We start from the raw sequence: 18,783 nt of genomic DNA on the forward strand, positions 1-18,783 counted from the left end.
TGCAGTAGCTCTTGAAGTTTGCGGCCTTCCTTCTCTGCGACCTTGAGGTGATCGCAGAGTCCGACAAGCACACTGGCGTGGTGATCGACCAGGTTGCGGATCAGCAGGATGGCGTGCAGTGCGCGCTTTGCGTCCTCGCGGGTGAGGCTGCTGTTGGTGTAGTCGAGTTCGGATAAGAAGTCGATGGTGGTGTCAAGTTCCCCCGATGTCATGTTCACCACAGTACGCCTCGTTGGCGGTCGACGCAAGGGTCAATTTCGTGAATCCTGTTGCTGTGCATAACTTTTGATCTATGGATAACTTGTTCGTGGCGGGATCTTCTTGTCGGTGGGGTGTGGTATGGCGCGGCGCGTTTCGTGGGAGATGTTGTGGTGGTGGGGGTTCCAGCATCATGTTGCGAGGTCTCGACTCGGACTTCGCTAGCGCTCCGTCCGGCTCGACCGGCGGGATGGGGTCGGCTCGACCGGCGGGATGGGTCGGCTCGACCGGCGGGATGGGGTCGGCTCGACCGGCGGGGCGGGGTCGCATCACCGTAAACAGAGCGCTGTCAACGAGGTTCAGGGCGCTGTCAACGTAGCCAAGAGCGCTGTCAACGGAATAGAGAGCGCTGTCAGTGAAGAACCGGGCGCTGTCGGTTCGGCAGGACTGTCACCGTCGGATCCACGACCCAGCAACCCGAAGGCGAGTCGCAACCTCGGTCAGTCGTCGCCCTCGGCGAGATCCTTGATGCGCGAGAGCCGTCGCTCCCACCCACCGGCGATCTTCTCCAGCTGGCGCGCGACATCGGACAACCGCGCTCCGACTGCCTCGTAACGGATTTCGCGCCCCACCTTCATCGGCTCGACGAGTCCGACGTCGGCAAGTATCCGCAGGTGTTTCGCGATGGCCTGGCGTGTGATGGGCAGTCGGTCTGCCAGCGCCGACGCCGATGCTGGCCGGCGGCCGAGTTCTGCGAGGACCTGCCAACGGCTGTCGTCGGCCAAAGCCGCGAAGACGTCGACCGGCGACGAGACCTCAGGCATGCGAAGTCGATTCGGTGAGAGCTTCTTTGGCGAGATTCAGTTCGAGTCGCCAGCCCTCGCTGTGATCGTCGAAACGTGAACGACGATCCATCTCGGGTTCGTCCAGCGAGGCGAATCCGCTCTCGGCGACCTTGAGCTCGACACCGCCGTCGGTCTGGGTCAGCCAGAACTCGACGAGAGTCGCTGCGCTGTCCAGATTCTCGGCATCGGTCAGCCATCGGAAGGCGGCGTACCGAGGTTCGTCGAGTTCGATGATCCGCATGGCGAAGGAGCCGTGAGTCGGGTCGTGGACGATGGTGACGTCGCCGCGGGTCTCGATGCGATGTTCGGTGAGTGCGCGATCGTTGATGTACCAGCCCGGTTCACTGACCAGCGCCCACACGCGGTCGATGGGGGCGCTGATGGTGACCTGGTGCTCAATGCGGTCGAAATCGGTGGTGGACATGGCGACTCCTGGATTGATCGGTTATATGCAACTCTATGGTTGCACTCAATCCACCTCAATGCAACCCCCCGGTTGCAGTTAGTCAGTGCCCCGGCGGCTTGAGGAGCCCCATGCAGAACAGATCACCGCTGCGGATCGCGCACATACCTCGGAATGGCACCACCACTTTCGAGGCACCGTCGAGCCCGTCGATTTTCACCGGTGTCGGGACGTTGTCCCCCAGAGTGCCGTTGGGGTTGGGAATGTAGTCGTAGTTGCTGCCCCAGCAATAGACCTCGTGAGCAGACGAGATTCCACAGATGAGCGGTCCCGAACCGACAGCGATGTCCAGGTACCCATGGACACCGGGCACCGGGGTGGGCTTCGGCACGTCGGCGTACTGACCGTCATCGCCGAGAAGGTGGCCCCAACATTCCGGGGTGCCATTCTGCAGGACGCAGAATGCTCCGCCGCCACCGCTGATCTTGGTGATGCCGGCAATCCCGGTCATATCGACGACCGGTCGTGGAGTCGACTCCACTGCGTTCTCGTCGACGCGGCCGTTGCCGAGGAGCCCGTACGCATTGTTTCCCCAGCAGTAGGGCGTGCCGTCGCTCAACGCGCAATACGCAGAACCCGAGATCGCGACGTCCGTGACATGACCGAGTCCGGGCACCTTGGTCGGTACGGCAACGTAGTCCGTGTCGTCGGGGTACTCCAGCGAGTCGGCCACCCGGTAGCCCTTGTTGTGGCCCCAGCAGTAGACGTCACCTTCGCTCAGTGCACACCCCGTCGACGCGCCGACGATCTTTGTCACCTTGTCGATGCCGGCCAGTCGGGTGGGCGTGGTCACCGGCGGCGAGTAGTCGGCAGACCCGTAGCTGCCCCAGCAGTACACCTCCCCACCCGCGACCGCACAGCCCGCCTTGCCATCAAAGCTGACGTCGGTGACATCCTGTAGCGAGCCGAATGGCGCAGGGTTCGCATCGGGGAAGAAGTCGATGTACGTGTGCGACCACTCCTCGTCGGCCCAGCAGTACAACTCGCCGCCGTCGACGCCGCAAGCGGTTCCCATGAATCCGTCCACAGCCGTCCAATTCGATCCCGCGGCCGGATTGGCGATCTGACGAGGATCGGGGTCGCCACCACCACCCCGCACGACCACCACCGCGACGATCGCGATCACCGCAAGCAGCGCCACCACACCAACAGGAATGGCCCACAACCACTTCCGCCGCGACGAGGGTCGGGCAGGCGGAACCACCGGCCCACCCGGCGCAACGGGAGCAGCCGGCGCACCCGCCTCCTTGGTCAACGACACACTGCGCTGCCCAACCGAACCCGCAACCCCCACAGCAGCTTTCAACGCACCCGCGAACTCACCACACGACACGAACCGCGCCCGCGGATCCTTCGCCAACGCACGCGCCAGCACCGCATCGACCGCCGGATCACCCACCGACGGCACCGGCGCCGACAACTGCGCCATCATCAGTCCCGCCGGGGTCGGCGCCTCGAACGGGAGTCGTCCTGTGAGGCAGGCGAATACCAGCACCGCCAACGCATACTGATCCGACGCCGGCGACGGCATCCCACCCTGCAACAACTCCGGCGCCGCGAACGACAACGACTCCGGACCCGAATCAGCGCCGGCAACACCGAAGTCGGTCACCACCACCCGAGCGATGGCACCGTCGTCGCCGCGTGTCACGATCACGTTCGCCGGCGTCACCGCCCGATGGAGAACACCTTGGGCGTGCGCCGCATCCAACGCCGCGGCCACATCGCCGACGACCCGCGACAGGTCGGTCGGCGACAGTCCGCCGGCGTGGGCCAGGTCCGGCCCGTCGACGAACTCCGTCGCGCACCACGGCACCCACCGGACGCGAGGTCACCCTCCACCCCGAACCGGGTGATCGTCGCAATGCTCGGATGCGACAGCCCCGACACCGCTCGCATCGAAGCGATGAACTGCTCGGGCACAGGCCCACCACGATCGGGCTCGATCACATGCAGCGCGACCCGAGACCCGTCCTCCAGATACTCGGCCTCATACATCGTCCCGGTGCGGCTCGACCCCAGCGTGCGCACCACCCGGTAACCGGCGAATTCCTCGTCGGGCTGCATGACCGTCCCCCTCGATCTACTACGGTTCGCAGCAGAATACCGACGCCAGTCCGGACGGGAAGAACCGCGTCAGCTCGTCAACCGACCAACTCGACCAATCGTCGGATGGCGAACTCATAGCCCCGGATGCCGTAGCCGACGACGATGCCGGCCGCGATCGGCGAGACATACGAGTGATGCCGGAACGCCTCGCGCTTGTGCACATTGCTGATGTGCACCTCCATCACCGGAACCTCGGGGATGACGAGTGCGTCGGCCAGGGCGACGGAGGTGTGCGTCCAGCCGGCCGGGTTGATCACGATGCCGGACACGTTCCCACGCGCCTCGTGAATCCAGTCGATCATCTCGCCCTCATGATTGGTCTGGGCGGCACGCAGTCCGTAGCCGAGTTCGGCGGCGGTACGTTCGGCCAGGTCGACGACGTCGGCGAGGGTGTCGGCACCGTAGATCTCGGGCTGCCGCAAGCCGAGCGTGTTCAGGTTCGGGCCGTTGAGCAGCAGGATCGGCAAGGGTGTGGCGTCGGGAGCGGCATCGGTCGACATGACGGTCAGCGTACCGGCGGCGAAATGCGTCGCGTGATGCAACTACGATCACTCTTTGTGCCAGCAGCGTCGACGGTAAGGCGAGCAAGACTCCTCGCCATCATCACCGGACTGCTCGGGGTGTTCCTCGCTCTGGCGACTCCCCTGATGCCGGTCAAGCAGACCACCGCGGAGATCTCGTGGCCGCAGCACGGCGAGATCACCTCGGTGACCGCGCCGCTGGTCAGCTACGTACCCATCGACCTGGACGTGAGCGTCCCGTGCTCGGCGGTCGACGACCTGACGCCCGGCGAGTCGGTGCTCCTGTCGACCACACCCAAGAGCGCGGAGAAGGCACCCGAACGTGGCCTCTTCATCCGCACGACCGGCCCGACCGGCGGCGGGCAGACCGTCGAGGTGGTCAACCGCAACGTGCCGCTGGTCTCGGCCACGCTCGATCAGATCCGGGCACAGGACTGCCGCGAGATCGTCGTCCACGCCGATCACGACGAGGTGACCGCCGAATTCGTCGGCATGACCAACGACAAGGGCGAATCGCTCACCGGCACGACCGCCGACCGCGAGCTCTACACCTCCGACCAGCGACCGCAGGTCACCGGCCTGTTCACCGATCTGTCCGGCGCGGCGTCGGCGATCCCCGGGCTGACGGCCCACGTCACCATCGACTCGCGGTACACGTCGACGCCGACGATCCTCAAGTGGCTCGTCCTCATCGTCGGCATCATCTGCACGTTGCTGTCACTGTCGGCGCTGGCGGTGCTCGATTCGACCGACGGCCGCAAACACCGTCGTATCTTCCCGGCCCGCTGGTGGCGTCTGAATACCCGCGACTACGTGGTCATCGGCGCGCTCATCATCTGGCATTTCGTCGGACCCAACACCTCCGACGACGGGTATCTGCTCACCATGTCGCGGGTCGCGCAGAACAGTGAGTACACCGCCAACTACTTCCGGTGGTTCGGCGCACCCGAAGCGCCGTTCGGGTGGTATTACCAGGTCTTCGGACTGCTCAGCCACGTCTCGGTGGCCAGCCCCTGGATGCGGCTGCCGGCACTGCTGTGTGGCATCTGTTCGTGGTTGATCATCAGCCATGAGGTGCTGCCGCGACTCGGTCGGGCCGCGATCATCCGCCCCGGGGTGGGCTGGACGGCCGCCTTCGTGTTCCTGGCGTCGTGGTTCCCGTTCAACAACGGCCTGCGTCCGGAGCCGATCATCTGCCTCGGCGCGCTGCTGACGTGGTGCTCGGTGGAACGCTCGATCGCGACCGGCCGGCTCCTGCCCGCAGCGCTGGCGTGCCTGTTCGGTGCGTTCAGCCTCGCCGCCGGTCCGACCGGTCTGCTCGCCGTCGCCGCATTGATCGCCGGGGCGCGGCCGATGATCCTGGCGCTGATCAAACGCGCCCGGGCCATCGGTGGTGGCTGGCGCGCCTACCTGGCGCTGCTCGCCCCGATCGGGGCGGCCGGGACCTTCGTGGTCTTCGTCGTCTTCTCCAATCTGACGCTCCGTTCCTTCATGGAGGCGTCGAGCATGAAATCGGCGCTCGGGCCGTCGCTGCACTGGTACAACGAGATCGATCGCTACTCGTCGTTGTTCGCGTTCTCCGCCGACGGTTCCATCGCCCGACGCTTCGCGGTGCTCGCGATGATCCTCGGCCTGGTGGTCTCCGCGGCCGTGCTGATCCGCAAGTCCCGCATCCCGGGCACGGCACTCGGCCCGTCCCGACGCATCGTCGGAATCACCTTCGCGTCGTTGGTGTTCCTGATGTTCACCCCGACCAAGTGGACCCACCACTTCGGTGTGTTCGCCGGTCTGGCAGCCGCTTTGGCGGCCATCGCCGCCATCGCGGCCAGCCAGAGCGCCATGCATTCACGCCGCAACCGCACCCTGTACGCGGCGCTGGTGTTCTTCATCGTCGGCCTTGCGTTCACCGGCCCCAACTCGTACTACTACTCGTCGGCCTGGGGTATGCCGTGGGGCGTCGACCAGGTGACCATCGTCGTCCGCATCGGCACCGCGATGCTGGCCGTCTCACTGGTCTTGTTGTTGCTGGCGTTGTGGTTTCACTTCCGGGAGCCGTTCACCGGCACCGATCCGGAGGCCGACGAAGAAGCCCACTGGACCGAGAGGCCGCATCCCTGGTATCGACGCGTCTGGCATTCGCTGGCCGGGTCTCCCCTGGCCTGGGTGGCCGCGGTGGTGGTGGCCTTCGAACTGATCACCGCCGCCTTCGCCGGAATCCATCAGGCCGAGTCGTATTCGGTGCCGCGTTCCAACCTCGAGGCCCTGACCGGCAAGCAGTGCGGCATGGCCGACAAGATCTGGGTCGAGCAGAACCCGAGCGATTACCAACTCACCCCGGTTGATTCGACGCTGGCCGATCCGCTCGCCGGACCCGCCACGCAGCCCGCGGATTCGACCCGGCAGGCGACCACGGGGTTCACCCCCGACGGTATGCACGACGACCTCAACGCGAACGCCCCGGCCGGATCGCTCGGCGTCCTCGCCGGCGACGCCGCCGCCGACCCGGATGTGCTGATCGCCAACGCCGGCGGCACCGGCGGTGGCGAGGAGACCACACCCGGCATCAACGGCAGCCACGCATCGTTGCCGTTCGAGCTCGACCGGTCGAAAACCCCTGTGCTCGGCAGCTATTCGGATACCGACCAGACCACCGCGCGGCTCACCTCCGGCTGGTACCGGATGCCCGCCGACTACAAGTCGTTCCCGCTGGTGACGTTCTCGGTGGCCGGGATGTTCGACTATCCGCAGAATCTGCAGCTCGAGTACACCACCGATCCCATCGGTGACGGCACCCGGGACGCAGACCTCACCGCCGCCGGCGCGAAGGACATGATCGATCCCGGTCCGCGTCCGTCGTGGCGCAACGTGCGACTACCCACCAGCGACCTGCCCGATGGAGTGACCGCGGTGCGCATCGTCGCCACCGACGACAACCTGTCCCAGGACCGCTACATCATGGTCACCCCGCCGCGGCTACCGAAGATGCAGACCCTGCAAGAGGTTGTCGGAAGCAGCGATCCGGTGCACGTCGACTGGACCTCCGGCCTGGTGTTCCCCTGCCAACGTCCCTTCACCCATCACGACGGCGTCGCCGAAATCCCCCAGTGGCGCATCGAACCCGGCGCCGATCTCTCGGCCGCCGTGTCGGCGTGGCAGGACAGCTTCGGCGGCGGACCCTTGGGGTGGGAGCAGGTCCTCCTCGACCCGACCGCCGTCGGCACTTACCTGCAGGGCGACGTCGGACGCGACTGGGGATCGCTGGAACGTCTTGTCCCGTACGACGATGTGACCACGAACGCGGACATCACCACCGGAACACAGACCCGCAGCGGGCTGTGGAGTCCCGCGCCGATTCGGTACTGAGCTGGATCGCTTTCACGTTGGGGTGGTCTCGATACGCCCTTCGTTCCTCGGGGCTACTCGACCGGCGGGGGGATGGGCGCTCAACCGGCGGGGGATGGGCGCTCACCCGGCGGGGGGTAGGGTGCTCGACCGGCGGGGGATGGGCGCTCAACCGGCGGGGGGATGGTGCTCAACCGGCGGCGGTGAGCACGGTCAGCGTCAGTTGGTGATCGCCCGCATCGGTCCGGGGGTCCAGAGTCCGGTGTGGACGTCCTGCGTCACTTCGAGATTCGCCACCGGAACCTGATCGACAAGCGGGGTCAGCTTCTGCAGACTGCCCCAGTCCTTGGCCCAAGCGTTGCGTAGATAGGACGGCAACACCGTCGGCCGCAGATCGTTCTCGACGATGCCGAGCGGGCCGCCATAGTCACCGGCCATCCAGCGCCGCGAATTCACCCGCTCACCCTCGGCGTCCGGGGTGATCCGCCATTGCGGAACCTCCAGGATGCCGTTGTGCACACCGGCCGGCCGCTGACATGGGAAGGCGAAGGCCACCTCCCAGTCCAGCAGCACCGGATCCTCGCTGCCGACAAGATCATTCAGTGTCGTCATCGGCGTGACGCGCGGCGGGGTGAGCGCCAGCCACTGCGCCGGGTCCGAGCTCGTGTCGGCGGCGACGACGCGAACGACAGTGGCGCGCGGCGGCGCGGATTCCAACGGGAAACGCAGGTTTCGCCACTCGGGGGCGGTGTCGATACCCAGCGGCACCATCGAGGCGACGGTCGTCACCCGGCCGTCGGGCTCCACCCGCCCGAACTCCATCGTGAGCTTCTGCCCCGGATGCGTCACCGCGAGCTCGTCCACGTACTGCACCTGCCCGGCCACCGACATCGTGACGAGGGGCTTGTCCTCGCCGCGTGCGGGCAACTGATACCAGTCGGAGGTCAACTGCGCCCGGCCATTCGGCGCCCCGAAGCTTCCAAGGACGGGCACCTGGGACTGGTCCAGGCCGAACGGCAGCTTCACCGACGAACCGTTCACGCCCTGGTTGGCGGTGGTGCCGCCACCGGTGTCCGACGATCCCGCGGTGCCCGACGACAGATCCTGCGACGTGGTCGGTTCGGTCTGCGCCGGGTCCTGTGTGGTCGCATCCGAGCCATCGGAATCGTCGTAGGTGTCCTCGAGATTCGTGGCCACACCATTGGGTGTGAAGCCGGTCATCCCGGCGCCGGCCAACGCCGCCCCGGGCGACGGATTGTTCTGTCCGGCAACCTGTGCCGGTGCGAGAATCCCCTTGTTCGGGTCGGCCTCGACGAGTACCGCGTCGGCCAATGCGCACGGATCACCCCGCAGCGCGTTGACGTTGGAACTCGCCCATGACCACGAACCTCGCTGTGTCTGAATCGCTTTCGCGAACGAGATCATGTTGAACACGAGCACGATCGCCAACACGATGGCCAGCGAGTACGTCGGCATCCGCCCGAGCCACCCGCGCACACCCGTGCTCGACTCCTCGACCGGCTCGCCGGCCTGGGCGCGACGGTCGTCCCGGTAGTACTGCCACGCACCGAGAATCGTCAACGCCACCGCGACGAGCAGGATCGGAATGTACAGTTCGATACCCGCGACGTTGGGGGTGTCGTCGCCCCAGGGGATTCCGTAACTGCCGACGTACCACCACTGATTGCGGCCGGCGAAGGTGACGGCGAGCACGTAGGTCGCGGCGGCCGCGATGAACGTGCGATTGCATCGGCGTCGGATCACCTGCGGCGAGATCATCGCCGTCGCCGACGCCACCAGCACGCCGGTCATGCAGGCGAACGCGCCCATCTGGTGGGTGGCCTTGGTGGGCGAAAATGCCAGCACCAGAACGGCTCCGGCCAGGATCGCGACCACTCGCCACAGCGGCGCCGTCGCGATGCGCGGCACCCGGCGTTTGCTCAGCAGGGTGAGCACGATGATGATGACCGCGAGGAAGGTCACGAAGATACCGATGCGTCGGGCGATGGAGCCGTCGGTGGTCGGATTCTGCAGGATGTAGTACCGCATCGCCTCGGTCCACCACTTGTTGGTGGGTCCGACGATGCCCTGCACCTTGACGCCCTCGAGGATCGATGCGAGGGGCTGATCGGCGAAGATCTCGTACAGCACCAGCAGACCCGACGCGAGAATCGGCACCAGCACCGGTAGCCAGCCGTCGCGCCGGATGCGGTAGCGCAGGCGTGTGACGATGGGCCGCAACGCCGCAACGAGTGCGAGTGCGGCGATCGCGCCGGCCGGGTGCACGGTGAGCGTGAACGCGGCGACGATGATCGCCAGCGTCAGCGGGAACAGCCGTCCGGTGGCCACCGTGCGTTCGACGAGCAGCCAGGTCGCGAGGATGCCGACCGCCAGGATCGGCTCGACGCGCAATCCGTTGTTGAACGCCAGCCACACCGCCAGGAACCCGAACGCACCCGCCCACCGTGCGGCGGTCGAGGTTCGCACGGCCGCACCGATCCGTCCGAACGCGGCCCGCGACAACAGGAACCACCCGGCAAGGGCGAACAGTAACGGCAGCAGTCGCAACCACGGCGTGGCCGTACTGACCTGCATCCACAGCGCGAGGTACTGGTAGTGCCATCCGAAGGGGTCCTGCGGCACACCGAAATACCGGTAGTAGTTGTCGAGGTATCCGGCGCCGGGCGCGATGCGTCCGACGGTCAGCTGATATCCGTCGTCGGCGGTGTTGCCACCGATGAACAGCCAGATCACCAGGGTGGCAACGACCACCACGTCGGCGAGGGTGATCCGCCACCACCGTCGAGGCAGCCAGCGACGCACCTTGCGGCCATCCTGCGAGTCGAGGATCGCCAATGCGACCAGCGAGGCGATCGTCATGATCACGCCGACGATCGCGGCGATCAGTTTCAGCGCCGTCGGGCTCGACACGAAGCGGGTGTCCACCGTGGAGCTGTACGAGAGGCCTTGGGCGTCAACATCCTTGGGCAGGTCGGTGAAGACGCCGATGATCTGCGGACGCGCATTGGGGTCGCGCAGATCGAAACTCGGCGGTGCCCCACCGTCGGTGGACAGGCCCCGGATCTCGCCGCGGGTGCCATCGGTGTCGGCATGAATGACCACCGTGCAGTCGGGGGTGCTCTGTGCCTGCTCTCGCGGTGCGTTGAGCAGCACCGCATTTCGCTGCGTCACCAGCAGACGATCCGAGGTGGCCCGGACGAACAGGCCCACCTTGCCGGCCTCGACCCCACTCTGCGGGACCGTCGACACCAACACCCCACCCTCGGCGGGCAGGTCGGCGGCCAATCGGCACGGCACCGTGATGTCCATGTTCGTCGGCGTGTAGGACACGTTGGGCGCCACCACATTCTCGACACCCTGCTGCGGCCAGTTGAGCACCACCTTGGTGAAGCTCACCGGTAGCAGCGGCATGGCCACGGCCAGCAGAATGCCGATCGCGCCGGCGACGACGGCAACGATCCGAGCGATCCGGATTCTGCGGTCGGACACCCCGGTCTCGGACACCCCGGACTCGGTCACCTCGCGGTCAGTCATTCTCTGCCACCACTCTGATCGCACCGTCGCGGGTCCATCCCCATTGTGTCGCCTCGCCGGTGGCGATCCGGGCCGCCGGGGCGTCGGGCACCAGCGGTGTGAGGCGTTGCAGGCTGCCCCAATCGCGGTACCAGTCACCCTCGAGGTAGGTCGCCAACGTGTCCGGCTTCGTCAACGCATCGGCTGTGGTGAGGGCACCACCACCGATCGCCGATTGCCATGACTTGGATTTGGAGAACGTCGTCGTGCGATCCGGGGTGATCCGCCACTGCGGGATCTGGCTGACGCCGTTGCTGACGGTGGCCGGCTGCTGGCACGGGAACTGGCTACCCACCGACAGATCCAGCAGCACCGGGGCGTCGGAGCCGACGAGGTCCTGCAGGGTCGTCAGCTGCGGTGCGCGTGGCGGGGTGAACGCCAGCCACTGGTCGTTCGCCAGGTTGTCGTCGACGGCGACGATCCGCATCGCGGTGGCCTGCGCGGGCACCGCGGACATTGGGATGCGCAGGTTCCGCCACGGCCGATTCGGGCGGTCGGGCCCGGGATCGATCGGCACGTACGAGGCGCCGATGCGCCGGAAGTCGTTGCCCGACACCGTGCCGAACTCGACGGTCAACGACCGTCCGGGGGTGATCACGCCGTCCTGGTCGACCGAGAACACCGGTCCGGCGGCGGTGATGACGAGCAGCGGTGAGGAATCGCGGGCCGGCAATCGGTACGGCAGCGAGGTCAATTCGGCGGTGCCGTTGTCGTGGCCGTAACTGCCGAGCACCGGTGTGGTGGCCGGGTCCAGACCGAAGGGCAGCGCCGCCGTGGAGCCGTTGACCCCGGCCGGGCCGACGCCGCCGATCGTGCCGGGCATTCCCCCGGTCACCACGTAGGGTCGCGCGAGATTGCCTGCGGTGTTGATGGTTCCGGCGCCCAGCGTCGTCGACTCCGGGGTGAGGTCGCCGGCGACACCGTCGGGGGTGAAGCCACTCTGTTCCCCGGCCAGCGCCGCGGAGACGTCGGTGGTGCCGATCGGTTGCAGCGCACCGGCATTCGCGTCCGGCTCGACGAGCACCTTGTCGGCCATGCCGCACGGGTTGCCGGTGACGGCGGCGACGTTGGCTCCGAAGGTGGTGTAGGTGTCACTGCGGTCGGCGGCGGCCTTGGCGAACAGCACCAACTCGGCCAGCACCACCACCGAGACGATCACCACCATCGGCGCCGAGGCGAGACCGGTCCGCCAACCACCCGCCGACGCGGAATCTGTTCGCACCCGACCTTTTTCGGCGTCGATGTCGATACGCAGGTGGAACCACACCGCTACTGCCAGGGACAGGACCGTGAGCACCAGGAACACCGACGACAGCGGCCGCCCGGCGATGACGGGCGCCTTGTCGAACCAGGCGATACCGAAGTCGTAGGCCCAGCCCCAGGCGTTCTGGCCGGCCACCGACACCGCGCACACGAACATCAGGCCGGCGATGTAAATCCACAGATTGCGCGGTGAGCGGCGGGCGATCTGCGCCACCGCCACCGTGGTCACCGCGGCCATCGCCGCCGCGAGTCCGGTGTAGATCCCGAACTGCACCGTCCACTTGGTCGGGGTGAACGACAGCAGCAGGACGGTCAGTCCGACGGCACCGATGAGACGCCACACCGGTGCCGAGTCGACACCGCGGATGTGTTTGCGGCGCAGCATGATCGCCACGGTCACGAAGATCGCCGCGAAGAACAGCAGCACCGGAACGCGACGCACCATGGTGCCGTCGGTGGTGGTCAGGGTGAGGTAGTAGTACCGCAGGAACTCCTGGTACCAGGACAGTGTCGGGCCGACGGTCTCCCGCACGCGCAGCGCCTCGGCGACGGTGGCCAGGCTCTGGTCGCGGAAGACCACCATCACCACGAGCCCGGCGGCCGCGGCGAGCGGCGCGAGCAGCGGTACCAGTCCCGATCCCCAGAGTGTGCGCCCACGCCACCGTAGGTGCAGGTCGGCCGAACGCAGGCGCAGGGTGCGCAGCATCGGCCGGGAACCGGCCAGCAGCAGCGCGACCGCAATCACTCCGTGCGGCGCCAGGGCCAACGTCATCCCGGCGGCGAGGGTCGCACCGGCGGCCGGTAGCAGTCGCCGGGTGGCGACCGTCTGCTCGACGCCCCACCAGGTGAGCAGCGAACCCAGCACGATGATCGGTTCGGCGCGCAGCCCGCTGCACAGCGGCATCCAGAAGGCCACGAACACCGCCGCAGCGGTGAACATCGCCCACTGCGACCGACGGATCGCGCCACCGAGTCGCGGCAGCAGGATGCGGCTGAGGATGAACCAGCTCGCCAGCCCGGCCAGCAGGGCCGGTAACCGCATCCACACGCCGGCGGTCGACACCTGCGACCAGAGCGCGAGGAAGGAGTAGTACCAGTCGAACGGCGCCTCGGGGATGCCGAAGAATCGGTAGTAATCGGCCAGGTATCCGGCATCGACGCTGTTGCGCGCCATCCCGAGGATGTAGCCGTCATCCGACGATCCGGCGCCCAGGAAATGCCAGATCACCAGCACCGCCGTCACGACGATGTCGACGGCCCGCGGCATCAGCAGTCGACGGACGTCGATCCGGCCGATCCGCCGGTGATATCCGCCGATGACGTCGAGGGCCGCGATCGCGACGAAGGACAGCAGCGCCGCGAGCACCCCGAGGATCATCACCACGAGTTTCAGCGCCGACGGACTGGTGTCGAAGCGGTTGTCGATGTCGACGCGCACGGCCAGACCGGTGGTCGAGTCCAGGTCGGTGAACAGTCCGGCGATCTGTGGCTGGTCGGCGGGTTCGGCGGTGCCCGCCGCGTCCGGGCCGCCCACGCCGAGGAATCGGGCGCCGACCCCGTCACGAGCCGACCACACGTGCAGCCGGCGGCAGGTGTTGAGCTGGTCGGCGGTGGCCGCGGCGATCTCCGTGCCGCGGGTCACCACGGTGACCCCGGTGCGGGTGGCGGTGATGACCAGGGCGCCGTCGCGGGCGCGCTGGGCGTCGGCGGGCATGGTCGTCAGGACGGTGCGACCACTCGTGTGCGCTGCGCGCACAGCGTCGGCGAGCAGTCCGCAGTCGGCGCTGACGTCGAGCCTGGCGGCGGTCTGCGCGGCCAGCGGCGCGGTGACCCCGGGTGTCGCCTGCTGCGACTGACCCTGCGGCCACGTGATGGTGGCCGTGTGGGCGGTGACCGGCAGGAACGGGGTCAGGATGGCCGCGATGACGGCGACGCACCCGGCGACGGCGCTGAGCAGGGCCCAGAACCTCGGATCGGAGTGGATCCGGCGGCCGCCGATGTGGAGTGCACGAGTATCGCCACGCCGATCGGGCGTGACGGACGTCGGCGTCTGGGGCTCACTCATCTCAGTCGGACACAGTAGTGGACGATCCTGGGTGGTCGTCTCGGTGCATCGGATTGCGGCATCGGATCATGCCGGGGAATCCGACAGGCCGGACTCCGCGTCAGCGCTGTGCAGACGAATACCTGAGCAGTTCCAGGGCCGTGTTCTTGATCATGATCTCGGCCTGCACCCGCATCCTCGCCTCGACGGGTTCACCGTTGCGCGCGGCCACCTCGACGGCGGCGGCAGCCGACTGGACGCATCGTGAACACCAGTCGCGGGCGATCACGTCGCCGGCGGGCAGGGGTTTGCCGAACGGATAGAGCACCCGCGGGCCGATCTCGACGTCGGCGGGACCGGTCTCGATCGCCGGGTTCACCGACTGACAGGCGAAGGGACTCCCCCAGTGTTTGACGAGGCCGACGACACCCTTGGATTCGACGACGTCGAGTGCCGGGACCTCCACGCAGTACACCGCCGGCACCCCGTGGACGTCGGGCGCGATGAAGTGCAGTCGTGGCGCGCGCTGCCCGCAGCGCTCACAGACCCACGGGTCGTCGGAGTCGAACACCCGCGCGGCGAGCTCCTCGGCCGCGGTCAGTTTCTCCTGATCGGGCTCGTCCGGATGCCCGTCGGTGGTGCCGGGCCGTTTGAGGAAGGTGTCGCGGCTCTGAACGCGGCCGTCCCGGGACCGCAACCAGTCCTGATAGCGCGGCGACCACAACACGCGACGTGTGGCGCTGTGCGCATGCGGCAGGACCACCGCGTAGAACTGCGAGAACAGTTCGGGACCCGACATATCGCCTTCGAAGTGCATGCCGCCCATTATCGTGGCCCGACGGGCTCTGCGGCACCGACCGACACGCATCCGCCCGCAGTACGCGCCCGCTCGGTTCCTCTCAGTTCCGTCACATAGCATCAATCATCGTGCCCGCGACAGCCCCGCCTCCCGCGTCGGGATCACCTCAGCAGGCGTCGGCGGCGGACGCTCGGCGCGGCGTTCCGGTCGGCGTGATCGCCGTCGTCTCCGGTGTGCTCGGGGCACTGCTGTGTCTGCTGACCCCGCTGCTGCCGGTGACGGTGAAACAGTCGTCGTTCGACTGGCCGCAGGCACAACTCGCCGGTGACACCTCACCCGACGTGGTGGCCCCGCTGATCGCGCAGACCCCGCAGTCATTGGACATCTCGATTCCGTGCACCTTGCTGAGCGCGACACCCGCCGACGGCGCGGTCGTCCTGTCGACGATGCCGACCGCCGCGCCGGACAGCAAGAACAAGGCCCTGTACGTGACGGCGAGCCGCGACGCGGTGTCGGTGACCTTCCGCAACACCCAGGCGGCGAGTGCCCCGCGGTCGGCTCTGGGGCGGTGCTCGCACGTGCAGATCACCTCGTCGGCGACGGGCACCGGCGCCCGGTTCGTCGACGCGGCGGGCGCCGAGCCCGAGGGTGTGCGGTCGGCGGGCGATCTCGGTGCCGATGCCCGCCCGCAGGTGGACGGCATGTTCACCGCACTGCCCACCCAGCAGATCAGTGCGGCCGTCGACCAGGGTCTGCGTGCCCACGTCGAGATCGACAGCCGGTTCACGAGTTCGCCGTCGACGATCAAACTCGTCGTGATGATCCTCGCGGTGATCTGCGTGATCATCTCGCTGATCGCGCTGTTCCTGCTCGATCGCGAGCACGGGTATCGACGCCGGATCACCGCCGGACGGTCCTGGTGGACGGTGCTGTGTCCGCGACCCACCGACGTCGTCGTCACCGCGACGCTGATCGTGTGGTTGTTCCTCGGTGCCGGTTCACCCGACGACGGTTACATCCTGACGATGGGGCGGACCGCGGACTCGTTCGGGTACCTTGCGAACTATTACCGCTTCTACGGCATCCCCGAGGCGCCGTTCGACTGGTATTACTCCTTCCTCGCGCACTGGGCGGGCGTGTCGCCGTCGCTGCTCTGGATGCACATCCCGCCGCTGATCGCCGGGCTGGTCTCGTGGTTCGTGCTGTCGCGGGTGTTGCTGCCCCGCCTGGGCCCGGCCGTGGCCGGAAACCTGTCGCGGGTGCGCCGGTGGGAGGGCTGGGCGTGCTGGGCCGCGGCGACGGTGTTCACCGCGTTCTGGCTGCCGTTCTGCAGCGGACTGCGCAGTGAGCCGATCATCGTGGTGGGGTCGCTCCTGACATGGTGGGCGGCGGAGCGGGCGATCGCGACGCGGCGCCTGTTGCCGGCCGCGGCCGCCGCCATCGCCGCCGGTTTCACCCTCGCCTTGGCACCGCACGGCATCATCGGCGTCGCCGTCCTCGTCGTCGCGGCACGGCCGTTGCTGCGGGTGGTGCTCGCCCGTCGCGCCGCCGGACAATCCGTGGCCGCCCTCGTCGCGCCGATCGTCGCGGCCGGTCTGTTGATCCTCGTCGTCGTCTTCCGCGATCAGTCGTTGGCCTCGGTCGTCGACGCGGTGCGCATCCGCTATCTCACCGGTCCGGTGATCTCGTGGAATCAGGAGTACCTGCGGTACTACTTCATCGCGGTGGAGACCAAGGACGGCGCCCTCACCCGACGGGTACCGCTGCTGCTCTTGTTGGCCGGACTCATCGTCTGCGTCGCGGTCATGTTGCGGCGTGGGCACATTCGCGGCATCGCACCCGGACCGGTGTGGCGCCTGATCGGCACCATCGGCGTGACCATGCTGCTGTTCGCCTTCACCCCGACCAAGTGGACCATCCAATTCGGGGTGTTCGCGGGTGTCGGCGCGGGGATCGCGGCGTGCGCGACGGTGGCCGTCGCGCAGTCGGCGGCACGCTCCACCCGCAACCTGACCGTCTTCGTGTCCGCATTGTTCTTCGCGCTCGCCGCGGCGATGGCGGGCAAGAATGCCTGGCCGTTCGCCTACGAATTCGGCATCTCCTGGTTCGACCGGGCCCCGGTGGTCGCCGGCGTCGGAGTGTCGACGATCTTCCTGATCCTGGCCGTCGTCGCCGCGATTGTCGCTGTGTGGCAACACCTTCGGCTCGACTACGTGACCAACAAGGGTCTCGCCCACGGCGGCGGTGACAGCCGGTCGGATCAACGTCGCCTGTTCCTCGCGTCGTCGCCGATCGCGGTGATCGCCGCGCTGATGGTGATCTCGGAGGTCCTGGTGTTCGCCAAGGCCGCGGCGGTCCGGTATCCGGCGTTCACCGTGCTCGGGGAGAACCTGAACACGGTGCGCGGCAACAGTTGTGGGCTGGCCGACGACGTGCTCGTCGAACCGGACCCGAACGCGGGCATGCTCGTCCCGGCGGGCGGCGAGTCGGCCTCGGCGGCGCTGGCGGGTGCCGGCAGTGGCGTGACGTCAACGGGTTTCAGCCCCGACGGGGTTCCCGACGACCTGTCACCGAAGTCCGGCAGCGCCCGCCCCGGCCAGATGAATGTGGCCGCACCGTTTTCCCAGCCGTTCGTCGTCTCCGGCGGACTGGAGGCCGGCACCACCGGTGGACGCGGGCCCGAAACCGTCAACGGATCGACCGTCGCCCTGCCCTATGGCCTCGATCCGGCGACCACGCCCGTCCTGGGCAGCTACGGGTACGTGGGGCAGGCCACCCTCACCACCGGCTGGTATGACCTCCCGGCCCGCGCGTCCTCTCCGCTGCTGGTGTTCTCGGCGGCCGGATCGGTGGCCAGTGTCGACATGTTCGGGGTGTACCAATTCGGTCAGAAGCTGGTGGTCCAGTTCGGTCGCCCCGGTGCGGGCGGCGGCGAGCAGGGTGGTTTCGAGCAGATCGGCCCCGACGTCGTACCCCTCGACGCCGGACCGACCATCATCAACCGCCCGTGGCGCAACCTGCGGGTGCCGATGTCGGCGGTCCCGCCGGCCGCGACGGTCATGCGATTGTCGTTGTCGGACAACAATCTCGGCGCCGATCAGTTCCTCGCCATCACACCGCCGCGGGCGCCGCGCCTGGAGACCCTGCAGCGGGTCGTCGGGACCGCGCCGGCACTCATCGACTTCACCGTCGCATCGCATTTCCCGTGCCAGCAACCGCTGCAGGTGACAGGCGGTGTGGCACAGGTACCCCGGTGGCGCATCCTGCCGGATTACGTCGCGGCCAACTCGCAGTCCAAGACATGGCAGGACGCCGACGACGGTGGGCTGCTCGCGGTGTCGGAGGCCACCACCTCCGCACAGGCGGTGCCCACCTACCTGAAAGACGACTGGCATCGATCCTGGGGTGCACTGGAGAAGCTGACGCCACTGGAACCCGAAGCCGTACCGGCACAGGTGAACACCACCGGCCGCTCGCAATGGGGATGGTCCGGACTGCGCGTGTCCGGGCCGACGACGATCCGGGTGGAGTCCTCCGATGACAACTGATCCCCAGCCGACCGAGCCCCAGACCACCGTGTCCCAGACCACCGAACCCCCGCCAAC

Annotated in this window: 9 protein-coding genes and 1 pseudogene; 2 read left to right on the plus strand and 8 right to left on the minus strand. The window is 67.6% G+C overall.

Features of this window, described 5'->3' with window-relative positions:
- The 5 genes and pseudogenes from ABLE92_RS23715 to aroQ all read right to left on the minus strand — a co-directional run.
- Window positions 1-212: pseudogene (locus ABLE92_RS23715) on the minus strand (hypothetical protein); the annotation flags it as partial.
- 486 nt (window positions 213-698) lie between these two features.
- The gene (locus ABLE92_RS23720; protein ID WP_348807263.1) at window positions 699-1,022 is read right to left on the minus strand and encodes an ArsR/SmtB family transcription factor; all 324 of its coding nucleotides are present in this window, start codon (window positions 1,020-1,022) and stop codon (window positions 699-701) included.
- Window positions 1,015-1,467: an SRPBCC domain-containing protein gene (locus ABLE92_RS23725; RefSeq protein ID WP_348807264.1), complete on the minus strand. Its 453-nt coding sequence runs from the start codon at window positions 1,465-1,467 to the stop codon at window positions 1,015-1,017. Before ABLE92_RS23725 ends, ABLE92_RS23720 begins: the two co-directional genes overlap by 8 nt.
- A gap of 82 nt (window positions 1,468-1,549) precedes the next feature.
- Window positions 1,550-3,322 carry a protein kinase domain-containing protein gene (locus ABLE92_RS23730; protein WP_348807265.1) on the minus strand — a complete coding sequence of 591 codons (1,773 nt, stop codon included), beginning with the start codon at window positions 3,320-3,322 and terminating at the stop codon, window positions 1,550-1,552.
- Window positions 3,323-3,650: 328 nt separating this feature from the next.
- Window positions 3,651-4,115 (minus strand): type II 3-dehydroquinate dehydratase, encoded by a 465-nt coding sequence (gene aroQ, locus ABLE92_RS23735; protein WP_348807266.1) that lies wholly within the window; start codon window positions 4,113-4,115, stop codon window positions 3,651-3,653.
- A 36-nt stretch (window positions 4,116-4,151) separates the two neighbouring features.
- Here aroQ and ABLE92_RS23740 point away from each other — a divergent pair, with 36 nt between their 5' ends.
- Window positions 4,152-7,499: an arabinosyltransferase domain-containing protein gene (locus ABLE92_RS23740; RefSeq protein ID WP_348807267.1), complete on the plus strand. Its 3,348-nt coding sequence runs from the start codon at window positions 4,152-4,154 to the stop codon at window positions 7,497-7,499.
- A gap of 198 nt (window positions 7,500-7,697) precedes the next feature.
- On the opposite strand, the gene ABLE92_RS23745 is transcribed toward ABLE92_RS23740, so the two are convergent.
- The 3 genes from ABLE92_RS23745 to ABLE92_RS23755 form a co-directional block, all read right to left on the minus strand.
- Window positions 7,698-11,033, minus strand: coding sequence for an arabinosyltransferase domain-containing protein (locus ABLE92_RS23745; protein ID WP_348807268.1), 3,336 nt, complete (start codon window positions 11,031-11,033; stop codon window positions 7,698-7,700).
- Complete coding sequence (locus ABLE92_RS23750; protein ID WP_348807269.1) at window positions 11,026-14,400, minus strand: arabinosyltransferase domain-containing protein; 3,375 nt, start codon at window positions 14,398-14,400, stop codon at window positions 11,026-11,028. The genes ABLE92_RS23745 and ABLE92_RS23750 overlap by 8 nt, the downstream gene beginning before the upstream one ends.
- A gap of 100 nt (window positions 14,401-14,500) precedes the next feature.
- Entirely contained in the window at window positions 14,501-15,196 is a 696-nt protein-coding gene (locus ABLE92_RS23755) for a hypothetical protein (RefSeq protein WP_348807270.1), read from the minus strand.
- 110 nt (window positions 15,197-15,306) lie between these two features.
- Here ABLE92_RS23755 and ABLE92_RS23760 point away from each other — a divergent pair, with 110 nt between their 5' ends.
- Window positions 15,307-18,726 (plus strand): arabinosyltransferase domain-containing protein, encoded by a 3,420-nt coding sequence (locus ABLE92_RS23760; protein ID WP_496560842.1) that lies wholly within the window; start codon window positions 15,307-15,309, stop codon window positions 18,724-18,726.
- Window positions 18,727-18,783: the final 57 nt, after the last annotated feature.

This window comes from Gordonia oleivorans (assembly GCF_040044975.1).
Lineage (GTDB): Bacteria > Actinomycetota > Actinomycetes > Mycobacteriales > Mycobacteriaceae > Gordonia > Gordonia oleivorans.

Bases quoted from the DNA above. Each gene is read 5' to 3' on its own strand.
- aroQ (WP_348807266.1), bottom strand. From the start codon at position 4,115: ATGTCGACCGATGCCGCTCCCGACGCCACACCCTTGCCGATCCTGCTG.
- ABLE92_RS23740 (WP_348807267.1), top strand. From the start codon at position 4,152: ATGCAACTACGATCACTCTTTGTGCCAGCAGCGTCGACGGTAAGGCGA.
- ABLE92_RS23720 (WP_348807263.1), bottom strand. From the start codon at position 1,022: ATGCCTGAGGTCTCGTCGCCGGTCGACGTCTTCGCGGCTTTGGCCGAC.
- ABLE92_RS23750 (WP_348807269.1), bottom strand. From the start codon at position 14,400: ATGAGTGAGCCCCAGACGCCGACGTCCGTCACGCCCGATCGGCGTGGC.
- ABLE92_RS23745 (WP_348807268.1), bottom strand. From the start codon at position 11,033: ATGACTGACCGCGAGGTGACCGAGTCCGGGGTGTCCGAGACCGGGGTG.
- ABLE92_RS23755 (WP_348807270.1), bottom strand. From the start codon at position 15,196: ATGCACTTCGAAGGCGATATGTCGGGTCCCGAACTGTTCTCGCAGTTC.
- ABLE92_RS23725 (WP_348807264.1), bottom strand. From the start codon at position 1,467: ATGTCCACCACCGATTTCGACCGCATTGAGCACCAGGTCACCATCAGC.